The following is a 13637-nucleotide window of genomic DNA, read 5'->3' as shown; positions in this document are numbered from 1 at the left end:
GGCCGGGAGGGCGTCGCGCAGGCTCATTTACCAGCATCCCGGTGAGCGGGAGGGTGGGGTGCGACCCATGCAATGGACGCATGGCTGCCTTGCTTCCGCCCCACTTCTGAACCCGAAGGCGAACGGCTAGAAGATCGCCGTGCCCCCGAACGGAGGCACCTCCCAAGTGAAGACCTTAAAAGGCCGCTGTCGCTTCCGCGAGCGGCCTTTTTGCTTTTTGCCTGCCGGATGCGGATTCACGTTTCGCCCGGCGTGTCGGCAGAGGAAAACGTCGGATCCGGGCCTTCGGACAGAGCAGCGTTAACCTGCTGCTTACCGGGGCGGAGTCACCCTTGCGGCATGAGCAGGGTGGAGTCGCTTGATATGGTCGATCTGGCCGTTGAGGTGCCGCTGGCGAGGACGCACACGGTTCGCCGGATGCGTTCTACGGCTGGCGCCGGCTGGATTGCGGCTGCCGCACTCGGCGTCGGCATGATGGTCTATGGCGTCGCCGACCGGATGGTGCCGGTTTCGACCGCCTCCGCGCGCCTGGCGGTTGCCCAGGGCGTCGACGACGGCGGCTCGCGCGAAGCTCGTGTGGCCGCTGCGGGGCAGATGCTGCATTCCCCGGAATTCCTGCGAACCGTCATCCGACGGCTCGACGCGACCGCGGCGGCACGGCTCGACGACGATGTTCTCGTGCCAGACAGCCTCGCGGCCCGCCTGTTCGCCGCTCTCGGCCCCGATGGCGCGACTGCGGCGACCGCTGTCGAAGAACGCCGGGTGGCCGCCCTCGGCGCGGCGCTCGCCGTCAGCCGTTCCGCGCCCGAGACGGTCTCGATCTCACTGGCCGCCGATACGCCCACAGCGGCGGCAACGACGCTGAACGCGGTGCTCGACACCTATGTGTCGCTGGCATCGAGCGCTTCCGGCGCTGGCAGCGCACGAATCGTGACGCCCGCCGTCGCGTCCGAGCCGCGCAGCGGCGGAACGCTGTTCGGCCTTTCGGTTCTCGCCGGCCTTGCCGCGGCCCTCGCCACCGCAGCTGTCCTGCGTCGCCGTTCGGCCACCGACCGCCATGCCGACATCTCGCCGGTGCCCTCGGCTCCCCCGGTGGTGGGCGCGATCCCGGTCGATTTCCGCCTGCCGTCACGGCCGGCGGTGGGCCAGCGGCGTGAGTCGCTCGGCGGCGAGCGATTCTGGGCGCCGGGCAGCACCGGCCCCCGGCGTTGCCTGGCCGTCATCGGCGTCGGCGGAACCGAGGCCTCGCGCGAGGTTGCCCGTCTTGCCGCCAGCGCGGCGGAAGACAAGCCCGCGGTGATGATCGATCTCACCGGCGACACTGCGTTGCCCCCGCCGGCGAATGCGCTCGGCTTCGGCGGTCTTCTTTCCGGCGAGGCATCGTTCGCGGAAGTGATCGTGCGCGATCCGCAGCTGCGCTTCCACGTCCTCAGCGGGCGGCCCGACGATCTGACGATGGCGCCCGAGCGATTCGACGCGGTCATCGAGGCGCTGGTTCATGCCTACGAGCGGGTGGTGATCCATCTCCCGCCGGGCGATATCGATCATCTCGCAGGCCGGGCCATCGCCCACCTCGACGGCATCGTGCTTGCGACCGACCGCGATGCGTGCGCGCCCGGCGTGCGTTCGGCCTTCGACCGCCTCACGCATGCGACGCGCCGTCCTGTGACGGTGGTCGCCACCGAGGCGCGCGGCGCGGCCTTCCACGTGCGTCAGGAAATCGATCCGCGGATGGAGGCGTTCGCGCCCGCGGCCTGATCGACGTCAGAGCCGTCCGCGTTCCATCCATTTGATGATCAGGCCGGCCGGCAGCACCCAGCCCAGGCCGGCGACGACATAGAACACAAGCGCCACGAACCCGCTGTGGTTCGGCACCAGAACCGCGCCGATCGCCATCGCCACCAGGGCGTAGACGATGACGAACAGCACCAGTGCGACGGTGCCGATGAGCTTGCGCACGCGGTGCAGTCGCCGCCCCTGAATATCCGTCGCCATGTTTCCTCCACTGGGCCGCCTCGTCGGGCGGGCTTCCGGTCCGGCCTGACGCGAACCCCGCCGGTTCCGGGTCCCGCTCCAGGCGGGCTGGCCCTTGCGCGCATCATGGTTCGCGACCGGGTGTCGCGCCAGCGCAAAGAGACGCGCGGTCCGACGTTCGAAGCCTTATAAGATCACGTTCCATGGAACGCTCACTGACATCCGCCTCCTCGGCGCCGGGCGCCCTTCCGCGGGAAGGCGACGTGCGCCATGCACCCGGCCGCGGCCTCGCCGCCGTCCGGATCTGGCTCCTCGTCGTCGCGGCGATGATCATCGCCATGGTGGTCGTCGGCGGCGCGACGCGCCTGACCGAGTCGGGTCTGTCGATCACGGAGTGGAAGCCGATCCACGGCACCATCCCGCCGCTGACGGATGCCGAGTGGCAGGAAGAGTTCCTGAAATATCAGCAGATCCCCCAGTTCAAGCTGATGAACCCGGACATGGACCTTTCAGGGTTCAAGTTCATCTTCTGGTGGGAGTGGAGCCATCGCCTGCTCGGCCGCGTGATCGGGCTCGTGTTCGCGGTGCCGCTCGTGTTCTTCTGGTGGCGGGGCTGTCTGCCGCGACGGCTGCGCTGGCCGCTTGCCGGGCTGTTCGCGCTCGGCGGTCTCCAGGGCGTGGTCGGATGGTGGATGGTCGCCTCCGGGCTCGTGGAGCGCACCGAGGTCAGTCAGTACCGACTGGCCATCCATCTGACGCTCGCCTGCCTGCTGCTTGCCGCCGTCGTCTGGGTCGCGGAGGGGCTGGCGCCGCCGCGCCGGCGGTCGGCGGCCCTGCCGTCGCGCGTTCCGACGATGGCCCTCGTGATCGTGGCGGCGGTCCTGGTGCAGATCTTCCTCGGCGGTCTCGTCGCCGGGCTACGCGCCGGCTGGACCTTCAACACCTGGCCCCTGATCGACGGGACACTTGTGCCGGGAAACCTGTTCGTTCAGCAGCCCTGGTGGGTCAACCTGTTCGAGAACCCGCTCACGGTCCAGTTCGACCATCGCATGGTCGCCTATGGCGTGTTCCTGCTGGCACTGGTCCATGCGGTCCGGTCGCGCGGCACCGCGGCTGCGACGGGAGCGTGGGGGCTGTTCGCGGCGGTGACCGCTCAGGCGACCCTCGGCGTGCTGGCGCTCGTGCACATGGTGCCGTTGTCCCTCGGCCTGGCGCATCAGTTCGGTGCCGTGGTGGTGCTGACCATCGCCGTGGCCCATGCCCGGCACACGGTTCCTGTTTCCGCCACCTGATTCCACCGGCATCTCCGATCGCCGTCGGGCAGACAACACGACTAGATCCGTTCACCCGTCGAGTTACGGTGGCTATCCGGACCGTGTTTTCGTTCTTTGCCCCGGCCGTGCTATTCCTACGCCCAGTGACGATGCGGCAGAAGGATGGCTGTTCTCGATGCGGTTTCTTTCTTATTCTTGCGTTCTGATATCTGCAGTCGGAGTCTTTACAAGTCTGACGGGTGCAATGGCGGCCGACTGCACGCAGTCCGGCATGAGGCTCGTCTGCAAGGATGCGTTCGGCAACATCTATACGGTCGATAACAACGCGTCGGGATCGAGTTACTTCAAGACCAATCCGGGCGGCGCAGACCCGTCTTCCAACAGCAACCACGCGAAGCCGAAATCGCAGCCCTGGCAGCAGCCGGCGACGCCCTGGAACCCACAGGGAATGCCGGGGAACGCCGTTGCGCTGCCGAGTTGGTCCGACGGCGACAGCCTCGTCGTCCGGCCGGGCAACGGGATGCCGTCGAAGGGAAGCGATCCCTATTCCTATTCCGGCGCGCCCGGCCTGCCCGGTGTGAAGGTGAAGACACCGCCCACGGGCGGAGCGGCAAAGCCACAGGCGAAGGTGCCGGCCACTGCCAAGTCGACGAATACGGCGACGGCCGGGAAGTCCCCGGCCGCCGCCCCGAAGTCCAAGCCGATCAAACCTGTGCCAGCGCCTGCTCCAGGTCAGCAATGATGTCGGCCTTCTCCTCGATGCCGACCGAGAGGCGCACCACCTCGGGGCCGGCGCCGGCCGAGCTCTTCTGGGTGTCGCTGAGCTGGCGGTGGGTGGTCGAGGCCGGATGAATGATCAGCGAGCGGGTGTCGCCGACGTTCGCAAGGTGGGAGAACAGCTTCACCTTCGAGACGAGCGCGACGCCCGCGTCGTAGCCGCCCTTGAGGCCGAAGGTGAACACCGCGCCCGCGCCCTTCGGCGCATATTTCTGCGCCCGCTCATGGGACGCGTCGCCGGGCAGGCCGGCATAGCTCACCCACGACACCTTGTCGTGCCCGGCGAGATATTCGGCCACGGCGAGGGCATTCTCGCTGTGGCGCTGCATGCGCAGCGGCAGCGTCTCGATGCCGGTGATGATCAGGAACGCGTTGAACGGCGACAGCGCGGGACCGAGGTCGCGCAGGCCGAGCACACGCACGGCGATGGCGAAGGCGAAGTTGCCGAAGGTCTCGTGCAGCACGATGCCCTGATATTCCGGGCGCGGCGCCGTCAGCACCGGGAAGCGCTCCTTGTGGGCGCTCCAGTCGAACGTGCCGCCGTCGACGATCAGGCCGCCGATGGAGTTGCCGTGGCCGCCGAGGAACTTCGTCGCCGAATGGACGACGATATCGGCACCATGCTCGAACGGGCGGACCAGATAGGGCGTCGCCAGCGTGTTGTCGACGATGAGCGGCACACCGGCCTTCTTCGCGACGGCGGCGATGGCTGCGATGTCCGTGACGCTTCCGCCGGGATTGGCGAACGATTCGATGAAGATCGCCTTGGTCTTCGCCGTCACCGCGCGCTCGAACGAGCCGGGATCGGCCGCATCGGCCCACACCACGTTCCAGCCGAAGCTCTTGAAGGCGTGGTTGAACTGGTTGATCGAGCCGCCGTAGAGCTGGCGGGCCGCGATGAATTCGTCGCCCGGCTGGAGCAGCGCATGGAACACCAGTGCCTGGGCCGCATGGCCGGAGGCCACGGCGAGCGCGGCGGTGCCGCCTTCGAGTGCCGCGATGCGCCCCTCGAGCACCGCATTGGTGGGGTTTCCGATGCGCGTATAGATGTTGCCGAACGCCTGGAGGCCGAACAGCGACGCCGCGTGGTCGACGTCGTCGAACACGAACGAGGTCGTCTGATAGATCGGCGTCGCCCGCGCCTTCGTGGTCGGATCCGGCTCGGCGCCGGCGTGGATGGCGAGGGTCGCGAAGCCCGGGACGTGTTCTGCCGTCATTCTTCTGATCCTTGGGTAGGCAGTTGTTTCAGCCACCCCGATGGTCGTCGATCGGAGGGGCCGCCGTCAAAGCCGGCAGGGGATGCCGGCTGGCAAGACGGAGTATACCGTTCCGAAAGTGCCGCCTATAGAGGAATGACGTTGCCGCTTATGCCGCCAGGCGCTTTGCGGCCGCACCGTCAGTGCCGGCTGCGGCCGAGGCGGGCATATTCGATGGCCGGGCAGCGATCCACCACCACGTCGAGCCCAGCCGCCCGCGCGCGTTCGGCGGCGGCCTCGTCGATCACGCCGAGCTGCATCCAGATCGATTTCGGCTTCGGATCGAGGGCGAGCGCTTCCTCCACGATGCCGGCGACGGCGTCGGAGGCACGGAAGATGTCGATCATGTCGACCGGCTCGGGAATGTCGGCGAGCCGCGCGTAGACGGTCTGGCCGTGGATGGTCTTGCCGGCCTGCCCGGGATTGATCGGGATGACGCGGTGCCCGTGCGCCATCAGCGTCGCCATGACGTTGTAGGACGGGCGCTCCGGATTGGGGCTTGCGCCGACGACGGCGACGACGCGGCCCTCCGCAAGCACGGTGGCGATGAAATCGGCGGCGTTCGGGTCGTGGCTCATCATGCGTCCTTTCTGCTCCGGTGGCGGTGCAAGGCCGGCTGCGGCGCTCAGTCCGCCTCGCCCTGGTCGGCGTTTATGACTGCGCCGATGCGGTCCATGAAGGGCTCGATCACGGCCCGGTTGCCGTCGAGCGGCTTGCCGGCCGCGGCATCCTCGGCCTGCTTGTGGACCTGGGCGATCAGGCTGTCCTTTTCCTGCCGGCTCATGCCCGGCGTCGCCTCGATCTCGCGCACGGCATCGGCGATCTGGGCGGGATCGGTCAGGCTTTCATCGTAGTCGTAGGCAAGCAGCACGCTGTTGGCGACCTTCGCCCATTCGTCGAGCCCGCTGAAGCCGTGCTTCGTCAACACCGCATCGATCTTGGTCTTGGCTTCCGGCCGCTCGGCCCAGACCTGGAAGGCGCTGGCGGGATCGGTGGCATCCTCGTCGACGCCGTACTGGTCCGCGAACTGGTCGCCAAGGGTCGAGAGCTCCGGCCAGCTGTCGAGGAAGCGCTGCACCAGGGCGGGCGTCAGCGGAACCTGGTTGTCGGGGGTAGGTGCCAGCAGCTCGGGCGCCGGTGGCGCGTCGGAACCGGCCGTATTCGCCTGCGCCGCGCCGGCGTCTCCCGGATCCGTCTGTGCCAGCGCACTGCCGCTCCCGGCGATCGCGGCGAAGGCCGGCGCACCGAGGATCAGCACGAAAGCGAGAGAGCGGACGAGAACGCGAACCATGGCAAGCCTCGATGACGGATGGCGTCCTTATAGATGGGCGACCAATCGCAGCGAAGAGAGGGCGAGATCGGGAAGAACGCCAATTTATCGCGCCGATGATCCGGCGATGGCGCTATGGCCGGAAGCGCCCGGATGGGGCGGGGGGAAGGGGCTGGCGAGCGAATTTCGGCGGGCCGCGACGCTTTTTTGGTCGAAATCAACGCATTGCGTAGCGGTATTATGATACCTCATTTGTAAAACCTTGTTTTTGCTGACAAAATTGCTCTAAGCTTGCGCGGGGTGCTCTTGACGTGGCGGACGAGTGCGGTTAGAGGAAGCGCCAATCTGCGGCGCTGCGGCGTTCGGCGGACACGATCCCCGCGAAAGACCTTCGCGAGTTGAGGAAGCGGTCGTGCTCTCGGGTGCGGCTGCCCAACGGAAAAGCGAACGAAACGATGAAGACCTACACGGCGAAGCCCGAAGAGGTCGAGAAGAACTGGATCCTGATCGACGCCGAAGGGCTCGTCGTGGGCCGGCTTGCTTCCATTATTGCCATGCGCCTGCGCGGCAAGCACAAGCCGACCTTCACGCCCCACGTCGACTGCGGTGATAACGTGATCGTTATCAACGCGGACAAGGTGGTTCTGACCGGCCAGAAGTACTACGACAAGAAGTACTATCATCACACCGGTTTCATTGGCGGCATCAAGGAGCGCACCGCGCGCTCCATCCTCGAAGGCCGTTTCCCTGAGCGCGTTGTCGAGCTCGCCGTGAAGCGCATGATGCCGGGCGGTCCGCTGACCCGTCAGCAGCTGCGCGGCCTGCGCGTCTATGCCGGTTCCTCGCATCCCCATGAGGCGCAGCAGCCGTCGACCCTCGACGTCGCCGCCCTCAACCCCAAGAACGTCAAGGTGGGCTGACCATGGCAGACATCCAGTCCCAGCTCGGCGCTCTCGGCACCTCTGCCGCTGAAGAAGCTCCGGTTCACGTCCAGAAGCTCGACGCCTATGGCCGCGCCTATGCGACCGGCAAGCGCAAGGACGCCGTTGCCCGCGTGTGGATTTCCCGCGGCACCGGCAAGATCATCGTCAACGACAAGGACTACACCGCCTATTTCGCGCGGCCGGTCCTGCAGATGGTGATCCGTCAGGCGATCGGCATCGCCAACCGCGAAGGCCAGTACGATGTGAACGCCACCGTTTCCGGCGGCGGTCTGTCCGGCCAGGCGGGCGCGCTGCGTCACGGCATCTCCAAGGCGCTGACCTACTACGAGCCGGAGCTTCGCGCCGTGCTCAAGAAGGAAGGCTTCCTGACCCGCGATTCGCGTACCGTCGAGCGCAAGAAGTACGGCCGCGCCAAGGCCCGCCGCAGCTTCCAGTTCTCGAAGCGCTGATTTTTCGCGGCCTTGTGGCCGCGTCGGTCAGATACCAAATTCAGCGGGGCGGTCCTTCGGGCCGCCCCGTTCTGCGTTCTGGACATGACCGCCGCTCCCCATCGCCACGGCTCGCCATGGCATGTGCGGCTTGAGCCGGCGCGCAGTGCTGCTAGACTGACGGCAACGAGAGCGAATTTGCGAGGCCGGCGCCGCTCCAGCCGCGGCCGGCCCGATGAGGACGTGTGGGAATACCCGTATTCGACCAGCCGGCGGAAGGCCCGGCGGGAACAGCGGGTTCGTGGAGCGGCGGCAGCAGTCCGCCGCCCCGCGAGCCGTTCGCGGCGACCGATTCGGACGATGCCTCCTCAGCGGGCGTCGACGATGATGGGCGCCTTCCGTCCGGGCCGCGCCCATGGACCGGTGACGCATTCGCGCCGGCAGGCGCCGCGGCGCCACCAACCGCCGGCGATATAGCGGCTCACGGCCATCGCCACGCCGAGCATCCCCACCCAGGGTCCGGCGAATACGGCCAGCGCCGCTATGCGGCGCTCGATCTCGGCACCAACAACTGCCGGCTTTTGATCGCCGAGGCGCGGGGCCGAAATTTCCGTGTCATCGACGCCTTCTCGCGCATCGTCAGGCTCGGCGAGGGCGTCTCGCTGTCCGGCGTCCTGGCGGATGCGGCGATGGACCGGGCGATCGACGCGCTCAAGGTGTGCCGCCGCAAGCTGACCGACCGCCATGTCGACCGCTTCCGGCTGATCGCGACCGAGGCCTGCCGCGCGGCTTCGAACGGTGACCTGTTCCTCCAGCGGGTCCGGCAGGAGGCCGATCTCGAACTCGAAGTGGTATCGCGCGAGACGGAGGCCCGGCTCGCCGTCGTTGGCTGCGCATCGCTGGTGGACCGCGAGGGCGACGGCGCCATCCTGTTCGATATCGGCGGCGGCTCTTCGGAACTCGTCTGGCTCGACCTGCGCCGCAAGAACGGACCGGTGGCGGTGGCGCGGGCGATTCGTGCCTGGACCTCGCTCCCGGTGGGCGTAGTCGGGCTCGCGGACCGGCACGGGGGCGTCGCCGTCACACCGGACACGTTCGAGCGGATGGTGGACGAGGTGTCCGGTCTGCTCGCGGCCTTCGATCCCGGCCACGAGCTCGATGCGGCGGTGGCGTCCGGAAGGGTGCACTTCCTCGGCACCTCCGGCACCGTCACCACGCTCGCCGGCGTCTATCTGGGTCTCGCCCGCTACGACCGCCGCCGGGTCGACGGCACGTGGCTCGACGCCGCCGAGGTCGAAGGCATGATCGACCGCGTGCGCGCGATGGATTACGACGAGCGCGTCGCAAGCCCTTGCATCGGCCGCGACCGGGCCGACCTCGTGATCGCCGGGTGCGCGATCCTGGAGGCGATCCGCCGCCGCTGGCCGTGCCGCCGGTTGCGCGTCGCCGACCGCGGCCTTCGGGAGGGTATCCTGACGGAGTTGATCTCGGCCGATCGCGGCCACGGACAGGGCGGCATGAGCGGGGCAGGGCGGTCATGAGCGGCGGCAAGGGCAAGGGCGTTTCCGGCGGTGGAACGGGCGGCGGACGCGCGCTGAAGGTCAAGGTGAAGACCGCGCGCCGGCGCACGAACTCCTCGAACCGCTGGCTGGAGCGCCAGCTCAACGATCCCTATGTGCGTCGCGCAAAGGCGGAGGGCCTGCGGTCGCGCGCGGCCTACAAGCTGATCGAGATCGACGAGAAGCATCATCTGCTGAAGCCCGGCATGCGGGTTGTCGACCTCGGCGCGGCACCGGGCGGCTGGTCGCAGGTCGCGGTCTCCCGCACCGGATCGAGCGATGCCGGCCCGCGCATCGTCGCCATCGACTATCTGGAGATGGACCAGCTTCCCGGCGTGATCGTGCTTGAGAAGAATTTCCTCGACGATGACGCGCCGCAGGTGCTGCAGGATGCGCTCGGCGGTCACAAGGCCGATCTCGTGCTTTCCGACATGGCCGCGCCGACGACCGGCCACAAGAAGACCGATCACCTGCGTATCATGCATCTCTGCGAGGTCGCGATCGAGTTCGCGCGCGATGTGCTCGCGCCGGGCGGCGCCTTCCTCGCCAAGGTGTTTCGCGGTGGCACGGAACACACGCTGCTTGCCGATCTGAAGCGCGATTTCGCCCAGGTGATGCACGTCAAGCCGGCCGCCAGCCGGCAGGATTCGGCCGAACTTTACGTCCTCGCAAAGGGGTTTCGCGGCCGGGCGGTAACGCTCGGTGACGACGGCGACTTGGGCGAGGTCCTTGGCGATGACGAGGACATCGCAGTCCGTCCCGATTTCTGAGCGTCCGTCACCGCCTGTCGTTACTGCGCCGCTTGCGGCCGCGCATCCTCCTCGTCCGCTCGGCGCGCCATGTGGGCACCGGCATCGGCAGGAAGCCGCGCGAAGATGAACGGCGCGATCAGCGCCGAGGTGCCGACGGTCGCGAACCCGACGAAGAAGTCGTGGGCCGTCAGGCTGTGCGTCGGGCTGCCGGCCCGCAGGATCTCCAGCACCAGCGCGCCGATGGCGACGCCGCACGACAGCGACACCTGCTGGGCGACGCTCGAAAGGCTCGTGGCGCTGCTCATCGCTTCGTGGGAGACGTCGGCATAAGCGACGACATTGAGGCTGGTGAACAGGAGCGAGCGGAAGAATCCGCCGGTGAGCAGCACCAGGATCATCACCCACGTCGGCAGGCCGAACGCGAAGCCGCCGATGGCGAACACGAACAGCGCGCTGAGGAAGCCGTTATAGACCAGCACCCGGCGGAAGCCGAACCGGCGTACGATCCGTGCGACCGTGAACTTCATGGCAAGCGCGCCGGCAGTCGACAGGAACGTGAGGCTGCCCGACTGGAACGCCGTCATGCCGAGCCCGAGCTGCAGCATCAGCGGCAGCAGAAACGGAATGGCGCCGATGGCGACGCGGAAGGTGAAGCCGCCGACCACGCTGGCGCGGAAGGTGGCGAGCTTCAGAAGGTCGAGGTCGAGGATCGGCCGTGCCGCGCGCCGGTAGTGGGCGACATAGCCCGCCATCGACAGGGCTCCGGCGACGAGGAGCGCGGTCGACACCCAGACCGGCACCAGTCCGTGGCCCACGACGGCGAAACCGAACACCAGCCCCGACAGCCCGAGCCCCGACAGCACGAAGCCGGCGGCGTCGAATGGCGGCGGTTCCTGCGCCCGCACAACCGGCACGAACAGGAGCGCGAGCACGATCCCGAGAACGCCGACGGGAACGTTGATCCAGAAGATCCAGCGCCAGTGCCAGTAGGTGGAGATGAAGCCACCGAGCGGCGGGCCGATCAACGGGCCGATCAATGCGGGCGTCGTCAGCCACGCCATCAGGTCGACGAGCTGGTGTTTCGGCGCGCTGCGCAGCACGACGAGCCGGCCGACCGGCGTCATCATCGCGCCGCCCGCGCCCTGCACCATCCGCGCCACCACAAAGCCCTCGAGGCTCGACGAGAGGCCGCACGCGATCGAGCCGACGGTGAAGACGAGGATCGCGCAGGAAAACACGGTACGGGCGCCGAAGCGGTCCGCCGCCCAGCCGCTCACGGGAATGAACACCGCGAGGCTGAGCAGGTAGGCGGTGAAGGCGAGCTTCAGCGAGATCGGGTCGGCGCCGATGTCGCGCGCGATCACCGGCAGCGACGTGGCGATCACCGACGAATCGATGTTCTCCATGAACAGCGCCGAAGCGACGATCACGGCGATGAGCCGGGGCGGGGGAGTGGATTCCATGTCCGGGCGGCCGTCTGGACTGCGGGAGGGCGGCTTCGGGATCGGAACGCGAGGGATCGCGGTTTCGTTGCCCGGCTTTTTCGCGCCGTCGCTGCGATCCGCACTGCGCGCCAATCCGGGCGAGGATGTGGCGCCTCGGGTCATTGGACGCCGCGAGCCTGGCCAGCGTTGCAAAAAGCGCTGGTGTGCCCTGCTGCGCAACTCCGCTTTTGCTTCCGTGCAATCCTCGTGTTAAAGACCGGCGCCATCTTCAAGGAGATGCCGGTGCAGGGACGACACCGGGTCCGGCTTTGGCCTGGACCCGGGCACGGCATTCTCAATTCATTGCTCGTTCGGAGATGGCGCATGGCTCAAATCATCGAAACCCTGACCGGACGTGACGCGCTGACTTTCGACGACGTGCTGATGTTGCCCGGTCCGTCCGAGGTGATGCCGGCCGAAGTCGATATCCGCACCCACCTGACGCGCGACATGGAACTCAATCTGCCGATCATCTCGGCGGCCATGGACACCGTCACCGAGGCCCGCCTCGCCATCGCGATGGCCCAGGCCGGTGGCATCGGCGTCATCCACCGCAATCTCGAGCCCGAGGATCAGGCCGAGCAGGTGCGGCAGGTGAAGAAGTTCGAATCCGGCATGGTGGTGAACCCCGTCGTGATCGGGCCGGATGCGACCCTCGCGGATGCCCTCAGCCTGATGAAGCAGTACGGCATCTCCGGCATTCCGGTGGTGGAGAACGGCGGTCCCGGCGGTTTCCACACCGGCCGCCTCGTCGGTGTCCTGACGAACCGCGACGTGCGCTTCGCCTCCAATCCGAACCAGCGCATTTATGAGCTGATGACGCGCGAGAACCTTGTCACGGTTCGTGACGGCGTCAGCCAGCAGGAGGCCAAGCGCCTTCTGCATTCGAACCGCATCGAGAAGCTTCTCGTCGTGGACGATGCCTATAACTGCATCGGCCTCGTCACGGTGAAGGACATCGAGAAGGCCCAGCTCAATCCCCACGCCTCGAAGGACGCCCAGGGTCGCCTGCGCGTCGCCGCAGCGACGAATGTCGGTCCCGCCGGCCTGGAGCGCGCCGAACGCCTGATCGCGGCCGGCGTCGATCTCGTCGTGGTCGACACCGCCCATGGCCACTCGGCCCGGGTGCTTGAGATGGTCACCAAGGTCAAGAAGCTGTCGAACAGCGTGCAGGTCCTGGCCGGCAACGTCGCGACCGCCGACGCCACCCGCGCGCTGATCGATGCCGGCGCCGATGCGGTGAAGGTCGGTATCGGCCCGGGTTCGATCTGCACCACCCGCGTGGTGGCCGGCGTCGGCGTGCCGCAGCTCACCGCGATCCTTGAGGCCGCCTCCGCCGCTCAGGGCCGGGACGTTCCCATCGTCGCCGACGGCGGCATCAAGTATTCCGGCGATGTCGCCAAGGCGCTCGCCGCAGGCGCCTCCTGCGCCATGGTCGGTTCGCTCCTCGCCGGCACCGAGGAAAGCCCCGGCGAGGTCTACCTGCATCAGGGCCGTTCCTTCAAATCCTACCGTGGCATGGGCTCGATCGGCGCCATGGCCCGCGGCTCGGCCGACCGCTATTTCCAGGCCGAAGTGCGCGACACCATGAAGCTCGTGCCCGAAGGCATCGAGGGGCAGGTGCCCTACAAGGGCCCGATCAGTGCTGTGCTGCATCAGCTCGCCGGCGGTCTGCGTGCCGCGATGGGCTATGTCGGGGCGCCCACGATCCCCGAACTGCAGGAGCGGACCCGCTTCGTGCGCATCACCAACGCCGGCTATCGCGAAAGCCACACCCACGATGTTGCCATCGTGCGCGAAAGCCCCAACTATCCGTCCTCGCTCTGAGCGGTGTTCCGCTCCGGGGATGGCGGCATCGCTCCGCCTCTCCGGAGACGCCTTTCCGCCCGGGCCACCTTTGTTTGCAGCGCCGCTCACCG

Annotated in this window: 13 protein-coding genes; 8 read left to right on the top strand and 5 right to left on the bottom strand. The window is 67.7% G+C overall.

What is annotated here, in order from left to right:
* Nucleotides 1–72: 72 nt before the first annotated feature.
* Nucleotides 73–1758, top strand: a complete 1686-nt coding sequence (locus BUF17_RS03680) for a P-loop NTPase family protein (protein ID WP_139282391.1) — start codon at nucleotides 73–75, stop codon at nucleotides 1756–1758.
* 6 nt (nucleotides 1759–1764) lie between these two features.
* On the opposite strand, the gene BUF17_RS03675 is transcribed toward BUF17_RS03680, so the two are convergent.
* Nucleotides 1765–1995: a DUF2842 domain-containing protein gene (locus tag BUF17_RS03675; RefSeq protein WP_073625780.1), complete on the bottom strand. Its 231-nt coding sequence runs from the start codon at nucleotides 1993–1995 to the stop codon at nucleotides 1765–1767.
* A 182-nt stretch (nucleotides 1996–2177) separates the two neighbouring features.
* Between BUF17_RS03675 and BUF17_RS03670 the strand changes: the two genes are divergently transcribed.
* Together BUF17_RS03670 and BUF17_RS03665 are read left to right on the top strand one after the other, a co-directional pair.
* Nucleotides 2178–3266, top strand: a complete 1089-nt coding sequence (locus tag BUF17_RS03670; protein ID WP_073625779.1) for a COX15/CtaA family protein — start codon at nucleotides 2178–2180, stop codon at nucleotides 3264–3266.
* A gap of 226 nt (nucleotides 3267–3492) precedes the next feature.
* Nucleotides 3493–3990, top strand: a complete 498-nt coding sequence (locus tag BUF17_RS03665; RefSeq protein ID WP_073625778.1) for a hypothetical protein — start codon at nucleotides 3493–3495, stop codon at nucleotides 3988–3990.
* Here the strand turns inward: BUF17_RS03665 and BUF17_RS03660 are convergent.
* The 3 genes from BUF17_RS03660 to BUF17_RS03650 all read right to left on the bottom strand — a co-directional run bounded on the left by BUF17_RS03660 (nucleotide 3953) and on the right by BUF17_RS03650 (nucleotide 6572).
* Nucleotides 3953–5242 (bottom strand): O-acetylhomoserine aminocarboxypropyltransferase, encoded by a 1290-nt coding sequence (locus tag BUF17_RS03660; protein ID WP_073625777.1) that lies wholly within the window; start codon nucleotides 5240–5242, stop codon nucleotides 3953–3955. The genes BUF17_RS03665 and BUF17_RS03660 overlap by 38 nt on opposite strands.
* 179 nt (nucleotides 5243–5421) lie before the next feature.
* Nucleotides 5422–5859, bottom strand: coding sequence for a CoA-binding protein (locus tag BUF17_RS03655; RefSeq protein ID WP_073626044.1), 438 nt, complete (start codon nucleotides 5857–5859; stop codon nucleotides 5422–5424).
* A gap of 47 nt (nucleotides 5860–5906) precedes the next feature.
* Nucleotides 5907–6572, bottom strand: coding sequence for a hypothetical protein (locus BUF17_RS03650; protein ID WP_073625776.1), 666 nt, complete (start codon nucleotides 6570–6572; stop codon nucleotides 5907–5909).
* 434 nt (nucleotides 6573–7006) lie between these two features.
* Between BUF17_RS03650 and rplM the strand changes: the two genes are divergently transcribed.
* The 4 genes from rplM to BUF17_RS03630 all read left to right on the top strand — a co-directional run bounded on the left by rplM (nucleotide 7007) and on the right by BUF17_RS03630 (nucleotide 10252).
* Nucleotides 7007–7471: a 50S ribosomal protein L13 gene (rplM, locus tag BUF17_RS03645; protein ID WP_073625775.1), complete on the top strand. Its 465-nt coding sequence runs from the start codon at nucleotides 7007–7009 to the stop codon at nucleotides 7469–7471.
* A 2-nt stretch (nucleotides 7472–7473) separates the two neighbouring features.
* On the top strand, nucleotides 7474–7944 hold the full coding sequence (gene rpsI, locus BUF17_RS03640; RefSeq protein ID WP_073625774.1) for a 30S ribosomal protein S9: 471 nt from the start codon (nucleotides 7474–7476) through the stop codon (nucleotides 7942–7944).
* A 224-nt stretch (nucleotides 7945–8168) separates the two neighbouring features.
* Nucleotides 8169–9464 carry a Ppx/GppA phosphatase family protein gene (locus BUF17_RS03635; protein WP_139282390.1) on the top strand — a complete coding sequence of 432 codons (1296 nt, stop codon included), beginning with the start codon at nucleotides 8169–8171 and terminating at the stop codon, nucleotides 9462–9464.
* A complete protein-coding gene (locus BUF17_RS03630; RefSeq protein WP_084563870.1) occupies nucleotides 9461–10252 on the top strand; it encodes an RlmE family RNA methyltransferase in 792 nt (263 codons plus the stop codon). Before BUF17_RS03635 ends, BUF17_RS03630 begins: the two co-directional genes overlap by 4 nt.
* Nucleotides 10253–10272: 20 nt before the next feature.
* On the opposite strand, the gene BUF17_RS03625 is transcribed toward BUF17_RS03630, so the two are convergent.
* The gene (locus BUF17_RS03625) at nucleotides 10273–11697 is read right to left on the bottom strand and encodes an MFS transporter (RefSeq protein ID WP_073625772.1); all 1425 of its coding nucleotides are present in this window, start codon (nucleotides 11695–11697) and stop codon (nucleotides 10273–10275) included.
* A 345-nt stretch (nucleotides 11698–12042) separates the two neighbouring features.
* On the opposite strand from BUF17_RS03625, the gene guaB reads away from it, so the two are divergent.
* Nucleotides 12043–13545, top strand: coding sequence for an IMP dehydrogenase (guaB, locus tag BUF17_RS03620; protein ID WP_073625771.1), 1503 nt, complete (start codon nucleotides 12043–12045; stop codon nucleotides 13543–13545).
* The last annotated feature ends 92 nt before the right edge of the window (nucleotides 13546–13637 follow it).

It is taken from the genome of Pseudoxanthobacter soli DSM 19599 (genome assembly GCF_900148505.1).
In the GTDB taxonomy this organism is placed as follows: domain Bacteria; phylum Pseudomonadota; class Alphaproteobacteria; order Rhizobiales; family Segnochrobactraceae; genus Pseudoxanthobacter; species Pseudoxanthobacter soli.
Note: the sequence above shows the minus strand (reverse complement) of the source record. Positions and strands in the feature narration are given on the sequence as shown.

What these genes read in the sequence shown, in the direction of transcription:
- rpsI (WP_073625774.1), top strand. Translation starts at nt 7,474, where the DNA reads ATGGCAGACATCCAGTCCCAGCTCGGCGCTCTCGGCACCTCTGCCGCT.
- guaB (WP_073625771.1), top strand. Translation starts at nt 12,043, where the DNA reads ATGGCTCAAATCATCGAAACCCTGACCGGACGTGACGCGCTGACTTTC.
- BUF17_RS03625 (WP_073625772.1), bottom strand. Translation starts at nt 11,697, where the DNA reads ATGGAATCCACTCCCCCGCCCCGGCTCATCGCCGTGATCGTCGCTTCG.
- BUF17_RS03670 (WP_073625779.1), top strand. Translation starts at nt 2,178, where the DNA reads ATGGAACGCTCACTGACATCCGCCTCCTCGGCGCCGGGCGCCCTTCCG.
- BUF17_RS03680 (WP_139282391.1), top strand. Translation starts at nt 73, where the DNA reads ATGGACGCATGGCTGCCTTGCTTCCGCCCCACTTCTGAACCCGAAGGC.
- BUF17_RS03675 (WP_073625780.1), bottom strand. Translation starts at nt 1,995, where the DNA reads ATGGCGACGGATATTCAGGGGCGGCGACTGCACCGCGTGCGCAAGCTC.
- BUF17_RS03660 (WP_073625777.1), bottom strand. Translation starts at nt 5,242, where the DNA reads ATGACGGCAGAACACGTCCCGGGCTTCGCGACCCTCGCCATCCACGCC.
- BUF17_RS03665 (WP_073625778.1), top strand. Translation starts at nt 3,493, where the DNA reads ATGGCGGCCGACTGCACGCAGTCCGGCATGAGGCTCGTCTGCAAGGAT.
- BUF17_RS03650 (WP_073625776.1), bottom strand. Translation starts at nt 6,572, where the DNA reads ATGGTTCGCGTTCTCGTCCGCTCTCTCGCTTTCGTGCTGATCCTCGGT.
- BUF17_RS03630 (WP_084563870.1), top strand. Translation starts at nt 9,461, where the DNA reads ATGAGCGGCGGCAAGGGCAAGGGCGTTTCCGGCGGTGGAACGGGCGGC.
- rplM (WP_073625775.1), top strand. Translation starts at nt 7,007, where the DNA reads ATGAAGACCTACACGGCGAAGCCCGAAGAGGTCGAGAAGAACTGGATC.
- BUF17_RS03655 (WP_073626044.1), bottom strand. Translation starts at nt 5,859, where the DNA reads ATGAGCCACGACCCGAACGCCGCCGATTTCATCGCCACCGTGCTTGCG.